The sequence below is a fragment of the Candidatus Eisenbacteria bacterium genome (genome assembly GCA_016867715.1).
In the GTDB taxonomy this organism is placed as follows: Bacteria; Orphanbacterota; Orphanbacteria; order Orphanbacterales; family Orphanbacteraceae; genus VGIW01.
The window spans coordinates 1-7,875 of sequence record VGIW01000123.1; the positions used below are offsets into that span (position 1 = coordinate 1).

Genomic DNA, 7,875 nt, shown 5'->3' on the forward strand with positions numbered 1-7,875 from the left:
CTCGTCGATCTCGGTCTCTCGCCTTCGATCGCGACGATCAAGGCCCAGGCGACGCCGATCGTCCAGAACGCGAACCTCGGCACCGGCGAAACACGAACGATCACCTTCGAGGAGTCGCAAGACTACATCACGAACCTTGATGCGATCGAGGAGGTGGTGCTCGAGGGGGTCTTTTACCTGTACGGGATTACGGACATCGGCACCGCGGTGGAATACGAGACCTTCATCGTGGTGGCGAGCATCAACGTGGCGCTCTGATCGAGCGCTTCGAGCGATCGTACCGAACGAGAGGGGCGGCGTATCGCGCGCCGCCCCTCGGTTGTTCCCCCCTCGCGGGCGCGGGTCCTACTCCGGCACGCGGATCGTGACGTAGATCGTGCTCCCCTCCCGTTCGACAAGAAGGAGCGCGACGGTCCCCTCTTTCACGTCGCCGATCGCGCGCGTGTAGTCCGCGGTCGTTCGGATCTCCCGGCTGTCGATCTCGAGAAGGACATCTCCCTCGCGAACTCCCCCCTTCGCGGCGGCGCCGCCGCGAAGAACCTCGGTCACCACGACCCCCTCGGTCCGCTCGAGCCCGAAGGCCCGGCGTGTCTCCGGCGTGATCTCGCGGACCCTCATGCCGAGCTTCTCGCGGGTCTTCTCGGCGAGAACCGGACGGGCGGTCTCGTCGTCGTCCGGCAGCTTGCCGAGGACGACGCTCACGTCCTTCTTCTTCGAGCCCCGCACGATGGAAAGATCCACCTTGGTCCCCGGAGGCGTGGCGGCGATCCGATTGCGGAACGAGCGGAGGCTCTCGACCTTCTCGCCGTTCAGGGCGACGATCACGTCCTGCCGCTCGATGCGCGCTTTCTCCGCCGGGCTGTCCTCGACCACGCTCGATATCAAGACCCCGTTCCGATCGGGGAGATCGAGCGCCTCTTGGATCTCCTTGGTGACCGGTTGGATGCCGACGCCGAGCCACCCGCGGGTCACGGAACCGCTCGCGATCAGCTCGTCCTTGATCCGCGTCACCATGTTGATCGGGATGGCGAAACCGACCCCTTGATAGCCCCCGCTTCGCGAGGCGATCGCCGTGTTGATGCCGACCACGCGTCCGTCCAGATCGACGAGCGCGCCTCCTGAGTTCCCCGGGTTGATCGCCGCGTCCGTCTGGATGAAGTCCTCGTAGTCGGCGAGGCCGACCGCGACGCGGCTCTTCGCGGAGACGATCCCCGCGGTCACCGTGTGGTTGAGCTGCTGGCTGAACGGCGAGCCGACGGCGAGAACCCACTCGCCCACCTCGAGCGCCTCCGAGTCGCCGAGTCGCGCGGCCGGCAATCCCCTCGCTTGGATCTTGATCACCGCGACGTCGCTCTTCGGATCGGTGCCGACGATCTCCGCCTCGTACTCTTCGCCGTCGGAGAGCACGACCGCGACCTCCTTGGCGTCCGAGACGACGTGGTTGTTCGTCACGATGTACCCGTCGGAGGAGACGATCACGCCCGAGCCCAGCCCGCGCTGGAGGATCTCGCCTCCCTCCTCGTCTCCGAACGGCATGCCGAAGAAGCGGAAGAACTCGTTCATGTCCGGTCCGCCGAACGATCGGGAGGTCTGGATCACGCGGCTGCTCGTGATCGTCACGACCGACGGGACGACCTCGCGCGCGACCGCCGTGAACGCTTGCCCGAGCCCCTTGGCCGACGCGATCGCCTCGCGGTCCGCGGCCGGATCGTCCGCCGCCCGCGCCGATGGGCTCGTCCCCGCCGGTTCGAGGAAGGTCCCGGCGGCGGCGAGCGCGGATGCGACGATCACCGCGAGGAGGGCCGCTTGCAGGCGCCGCCCCGTCTTTCCGGTTCGAATTCCTATGTGGCTGTCCATGACGCATCTCCTTTCGAAGCCGGGGCGGATCGCCCCGGCCGGTTCGTTCTCGTATCTCTTGTACCATGCGGGGGGCGCTCGGTTCCGGTCTTTTCCGGCGAGGGATCGAGTGGAAAAGGGGGCGGTTTCGGCTACAATCCCCCCGACGGCCCGGAAGGAGGGACGTGTGGCTCGGCGCGGTTTCTTCCTCTTGATTCTGATTCTGCTCGCCGCCGCGGCGATATTCCTCCTCGCGCGCCGCCCTCCGGCGCCCGCCTCTCCCGTGGCGGAGGTTCCCTTCGTGCTTCCGATCGCCCCCGTGGGGATCGTGTCCGAGGTCCCCGTGGAGATCGTCTGGCGGGAAGTCCCCGGCGCAAGCGGCTACGAGGTGGAGATCCTGGACGGGAGGCTGGAGCCGCTCGGGAAACGGAGCACGAAGACCGGGCGCCTGCCCATTCCGGAGGAGGCCGCCGGGCGCCTCCGCGCGGGCGAGGCGCTTCATTATCGAATCCGCGCGAAGAGCGGGTTCCCCCCGAAGGACCTGACCGTTTCCGAGCCGGTCTTCTTCCAGCTCTCGCAGACAGCGGCTCCCTAGGAACGTGATGGCGCGGCGGTTCGGCACTCTCCTTGCGTATCCGGCTCGTCGGGGGAGCCCCCTGAGCTCCCCGGAGGGCTCCATGAGTGCAACCTGAAGCCCGATAAGAGGATAAAGTGCGCGTCCGGGGCCGGCGGTCCCGGCGCCGTGGCGCGGGGACACGCCCGGTGAGTCCGGCGGCCCCCGCGCGGGAGGAGATCGAACATGAAAAGGAACCTGCGCACGTCGTCTCTCGCCTGGATTCCCGTCCTGGCCATCGTCGCGGGATGCGGACAGTCGATCGAGATGGAGCGGCTCGACCCGACGACCGACCTCCAGTACGACACCAAGTGGTCGCATCGGGACAACCAGCTCGCCGCGGATCAGCTCGTCGAGTCGCTTCTCGCGGCCCCATGGATCGCCGAGTTCACCGCGCTCCGGCCGGGCGAGAGGCCGGTGATCGTCGTCGACGAGGTCACCAACGCGACCGCTGAGCACATCGACGTTCGGGCGCTCACCGACATGATCCAAACGAAGCTCGTCAAGTCGCAGCGCGTCCGTTTCCTGAACAAGGAGGCGAGGGACGCGATTCTTGAAGAGTATAAGTATCAGTCCTCGGGCGCCGTGGATCCCTCGCGCGCGGTCCGCACCGGCCGGCAGGAAGGAGCGATGTACATCCTGACCGGAGATCTTTCCTCGATCCAGTCGACGCTCGGGAAGAAACGGATCGTGACGTACAAGGTCACGCTCCAGCTGACGAGCCTCGAGTCGGCGGTGATCGAGTGGACCGACGACCTCGAGATCGCGAAGCATTTCGAGGCGAGCGGGACCCGGCTGTAGATCCCGCCGGACGATCCCCAATGCGGCCGCGGCTCATCTCCTCCTCGTTTCGCGGGCGGTTCCCGCTTCGTGCGGGGGAGTGCGCGCTCCTCGTCATTCTCCTGTTCGCCGCCGCCGGCTGCGGGGCGAGCGGGCTCGAGAAGAGACGGAAGGGGTACGAGGCGTTCTATCGGGGAGACCTCGACGGGGCCCTCACGACGCTGGAGAGGAAGGCGCGCTCGAAGGATCGTCTTCTCGCGGCGCTCGATCGCGGGGTGATCCTTCACACTGCGGGACGCACCGAGGAGTCGAACGAAGCGTTCGCCCGGGCGGAGGAGATCCTCGAGGAGGTGGACGTCCTCGACCTCTCCGATCAGGCGACAGCTTTTCTCATAAATGATTATCAGCTCGAATATCAAGGGGAGGACTTCGAGAAAGTCCTCGTCCATCCGTTCAAGGCGCTGAACTACCTCGCTCAGGACGACAGGTCGGCAGCGCTCGTCGAGTGCCGCGCCCTGAACAACCGGCTCGTCGAGATCCAGGAGAAGTACGAGAAGAAGAACGTCTACGCGGAGGACGCCTTCGCAAGGTACCTCTCCGGCATCATCTACGAATCGGAGGGGAACCGGAACGACGCGCTCGTCGCCTATCGCCTCGCGGTGGCGGCGTTCGACAAACACGGAGAGGCGTACGGGACGCCGTTTCCCGCGTCTCTTCGATCGGCGGTCCTTCGCCTCGCCGAGGCGCAGGGGCTGGGGCCGCTCGTGGCGGAGTTCCGTGAGCGCTGGCCGGACGCGGAGTGGACTCCGTATGCCGAGCGAAGGAAGTCGGCCGAGATCGTCCTCGTCCTCGAGAACGGGCAGGCGCCGGTGAAGGAGGAGAAGCGCTTCGACGTCGTGGCGGGAGAGGAGATCTTCTCCCTCGCGTTCCCGTCGTACCGCGCGATTCCGCCCCGGGCGGCGTACTGCGTTCTTCGGGCGGGGGGCGTCTCGGCGCGGACGGAGCTCGCCGGGGACATCGCCGCGATCGCGGAGAAGGACCTCGAGGATCGCTATGGCCGGGCCGTGGCGCGGATGATCGCGAGGCTCGTCGTGAAGCACGTCGAGGTGGACCGCGTGAAGAAGAAGAACAGGATTCTTGGCGCCGTGCTCAACATCGCGAACACCCTGAACGAGCGGGCGGACCTTCGGAGTTGGGAGACGCTTCCGTCGAACTTCCAGATCGCCCGCCTCTCGGTCCCGCCCGGAACTTACGAGAAGGTCGAGATCGATCTCTTTTCGCATCAAGGAAATCGTCTGGAGACAATCGATCTCGGTCCGTGGGAGATGGAGCCGGGCCGCACTCGCTTTCTCTATCATCGCACGATGGAGTGAGTTTCGGGTAAGTTCGCGTGACTAGTTCCGGTGCTAGTTCCGGCGGTGGTAGTTTCGGTGCTAGTTTCGGTGCCAGGCTACCGATCTCTTAGTCCCGGTGCCATAGGAGTTCTAGGTGGGCAGTTTCGGTGCCAGGCTACCGATCTCGACTTTCGGAAGTTCCGGTGCCAGGCTACCGATCTCGACTTTGAAGTTTCGGAAACAAGATCGGTGGGCAGTTTCGGTGCCAGGCTACCGATCTCGACTTTTGCGGGTTCCGATAGTTTCGGTGCCAGGCTACGGGATGGAGTTCCGGTGCCAGGCTACCGATCTCGACTTTGAAGTTTCGGAAACAAGATCGGTAGCCTGGCACCGGAACTTGGCACCGGAACTGGCAAGATCGGTAGCCTGGCACCGGAACTTCCTGGCACCGGGACTTCTCTGGAAACAAGATCGGTAGCCTGGCACCGGAACTAGATCGGTAGCCTGGCACCGGAACTTGGGCACCGGAACTCCCTGGCACCGGAACTCCAAAACTCCAAGGAGAGGGATGAGGCGCACGAGCAGGAACCGAGGCGAGCCGGCCGCGCTCCCTGTCATCATCTTCCTGGCCGGCTTCTCCTTCTTGGTCTACGAGGTTTCCTGGCAGCGGCTGCTCGCGCTGGTTCTCGGGGCGACGGTGACGGCGTCGACGCTGGTGCTGGCCGTGTTCATGGCCGGGCTCGGCGCGGGAGCGTACGTGTGGGCCCGCGCGCCGGGCGCTCGGCGAGACGCTCGCCGGCTTCTTGGACTTCTGCTGGCGGGCATAGGGGGTTCGAGCGCTCTCGGCTACGGGCTCGCGACCTTGGCCCTCCCAAGGATCCAAACGGCTCTCGCCGCGCGTTCTTTCGCCGCCGGCCCGGCGGATGCGCTGGTCTTCGCTCTCGCCGCGTGCGTCCTCCTCGCGCCGACCTTCCTGATGGGAGGCGTCTTCCCGCTCGTGGCTGGGCTCGCGGTGCGCTCCGGCGACCCCATCGGGCGATCGCTCGGCCGTCTCTACGCGCTCGAGACTCTCGGAAGCGCGCTCGGCGGGCTGGCCGCGGGGTTCGTCCTCCTGGGCGCGCTCGGCCAGCGCGCCACGATGGGGCTGGCCGTCGCCATCGACCTCGGTCTCGCCGTCTGGCTTTTTTCCGCGCGCGGATCGACGGCTCCCGCCGAGGCGCGCGAAGCGCCCCAGCCCGCCCCCGCGTCGGCCGCCTCGAAAGGCCGAGAGGCCGCGCTCGTCGCCGCCTTCGCCTGCGGGTTCTGCATCCTGGCGTTGCAGGTCCTCTGGCTCCGCATGCTCCGCATCTATCTGACCAACACGAGCTACACCTTCGCGCTCGTTTCCTCGCTCGCGATCCTGGGCGCCTTCGCGGGGAGCGCCTTCTACGCGCGTCGCGGGACGGGGAGGGCCGACCCGGTGCGCGCGCTGGCCGGCGCCCTCCTCTTGCTCGGCGCCTCCGCCGGCGCGGGGCTCGCGCTCCTCGCCCGCATGCCCCAAGCGCTCATGTTCCCCTTCGAGTCGTTGCTCGCCGATCCGATGCTCCGCGTGCTCGGCATCCCGCTCGTGGCGGCGCTCCTCGTCGTCGTTCCCCCCGCCGCCTGTTCGGGTTTCGTCTTTCCTCTGGCCTGTCGCCTGGTGATCCCGGACCGGGCGCGCGTCGGGCGCGGCGCGGGCCTCGTGCTCATGGTGAACACAGCGGGAGCCGTTCTCGGCCCGGCGGCGGCGGCGTTCCTCTTGCTTCCAGGGCTCGGCGCCGTGCGATCGGTGCTCCTCCTGCTTGCCCTGATCGTCGCGGCCGCGTTCTATACGCTCGCCCGCGGCGGCGCGCGGTCGCCCGGCTGGATGCGGGCGGTCGTCGGGACGGGGGCTGCCGTCCTCACGGCGCTCATGCTCCTCCTGCCGAACGTTCGAATCCTCCCGCCATCCTTTATCCGCTTCGATCGCGAGATCCTCTTCTATCGCGAGTCGGTGGAGGGGACGCTGACCGTGGGGCGGGACCCGGGGCCCGGAGGCGCCAAGCACACCTACGTGAACAACAGCGCCGTGATCGGCTCCTCCTACGACGCGATCAAGGTCGTCAAAATGGTCGGTTACCTCCCCTACCTTCTCGGGCTCGACTGCCGCGAGGTGCTCGTGATCGGCTTCGGCATCGGCGTGACGACCTCGGCCATCGCCTCTCTCCCCGCGGTCGAGTCGATCGAGTGCGCCGAGCTTGTGCCGGGCCTCGCCGAGGCATCAATCCACTACCGCGACCTGAACGGCGGCGTGGCCGGCGATCCGCGTCTCATGATCATCGCTGGCGACGGCCGTCACCACCTCCAGCGAAGCGGGAGGACCTACGACCTCATCTCCTGCGATCCGACCCACCCGATCCTCGGTTCGGGCAACCTGTACACGCGCGACTACTTCGACCTCTGCCGACGGCGCCTGAAGCCCGGCGGCATGGTGTCGCAGTACTTGCCGCTGCACAAGCTGGGGCGGGAGGAGTTCTTGGGGATCCTCCGCACCTTCCAAGATGTCTTCCCGCACTGCACGGTGTGGCTCGGGCACTCGCACGCGGTGATGCTCGGCGCGCGCGAGCCTCTTCGCGTCGACTTCCGCCAGTGGGAGAAGCGGGCGGCCGCGCTCGCGGCGGACCCGCGCTTCCACAGCGACCCGTATCACCTGGCGGCCACGCTGATGCTCACGGGAGAGGGGATCCGGACGCTCGCGCCTCATGGGTGGATCCACACGGACGACCGGTCGTACACCGAGTTCTTCGCCCCGCGCTGCCTGGATCCGGGGAACGCCGCGGCGAACCTCCGTCTCCTCATCGAGGCCCGCACCGATCCGGGCGTCCTCTTCACGGACGTTCCGGACCCGGAGCGGATGGCCCGATACGTCGAGGGGAGCCGGTGGCTGGCCGAGGCGTCTTTCCACCTGCTAAACGGCGATGCTCCCAACGCCCAACAGGCGCTTCGCCGCGCGCACGAGGTCAATCCCGAAGATCGGGAGGCGTCCTTTCTCTTGCAGCTTCACTTCCCGAGGGACCACCAATCAACGTCACGTCGCCGGATCGACTGACCGCAAGCTTGGGTGACAGGCACCGAACCCGCCAGCGCAAGCCGGCATCCGCAGGGCTCAACCGTGGTCCTGGTCGGCACGGAGGATGCCCCTCCCGTAGTTGGAGGTTGAGAGACGAGGGCGGCGGCTCTCTCCGCCCGATCGTGTAAGATCGGGTGCAGACAACCTCTCAACGAAAGGAGAGAACCGCCATGAGAGGATCGTAC

Annotated in this window: 6 protein-coding genes; 5 read left to right on the plus strand and 1 reads right to left on the minus strand. The window is 66.9% G+C overall.

Annotated features, from left to right (window positions below):
- The coding region (locus FJY73_13460; protein ID MBM3321664.1) for a hypothetical protein at positions 1-258 on the plus strand (258 nt) is incomplete at its 5' end.
- Between the two features lie 87 nt (positions 259-345).
- Here FJY73_13460 and FJY73_13465 read toward each other — a convergent pair.
- Positions 346-1,857: a DegQ family serine endoprotease gene (locus FJY73_13465; protein MBM3321665.1), complete on the minus strand. Its 1,512-nt coding sequence runs from the start codon at positions 1,855-1,857 to the stop codon at positions 346-348.
- A gap of 166 nt (positions 1,858-2,023) precedes the next feature.
- Between FJY73_13465 and FJY73_13470 the strand changes: the two genes are divergently transcribed.
- The 4 genes from FJY73_13470 to FJY73_13485 all read left to right on the plus strand — a co-directional run bounded on the left by FJY73_13470 (position 2,024) and on the right by FJY73_13485 (position 7,669).
- Positions 2,024-2,431: a hypothetical protein gene (locus tag FJY73_13470; protein ID MBM3321666.1), complete on the plus strand. Its 408-nt coding sequence runs from the start codon at positions 2,024-2,026 to the stop codon at positions 2,429-2,431.
- A gap of 204 nt (positions 2,432-2,635) precedes the next feature.
- A complete protein-coding gene (gene lpoB, locus FJY73_13475; GenBank protein MBM3321667.1) occupies positions 2,636-3,250 on the plus strand; it encodes a penicillin-binding protein activator LpoB in 615 nt (204 codons plus the stop codon).
- A gap of 20 nt (positions 3,251-3,270) precedes the next feature.
- Positions 3,271-4,602: a hypothetical protein gene (locus FJY73_13480; protein ID MBM3321668.1), complete on the plus strand. Its 1,332-nt coding sequence runs from the start codon at positions 3,271-3,273 to the stop codon at positions 4,600-4,602.
- Between the two features lie 529 nt (positions 4,603-5,131).
- Positions 5,132-7,669, plus strand: a complete 2,538-nt coding sequence (locus FJY73_13485; GenBank protein MBM3321669.1) for a fused MFS/spermidine synthase — start codon at positions 5,132-5,134, stop codon at positions 7,667-7,669.
- Positions 7,670-7,875: the final 206 nt, after the last annotated feature.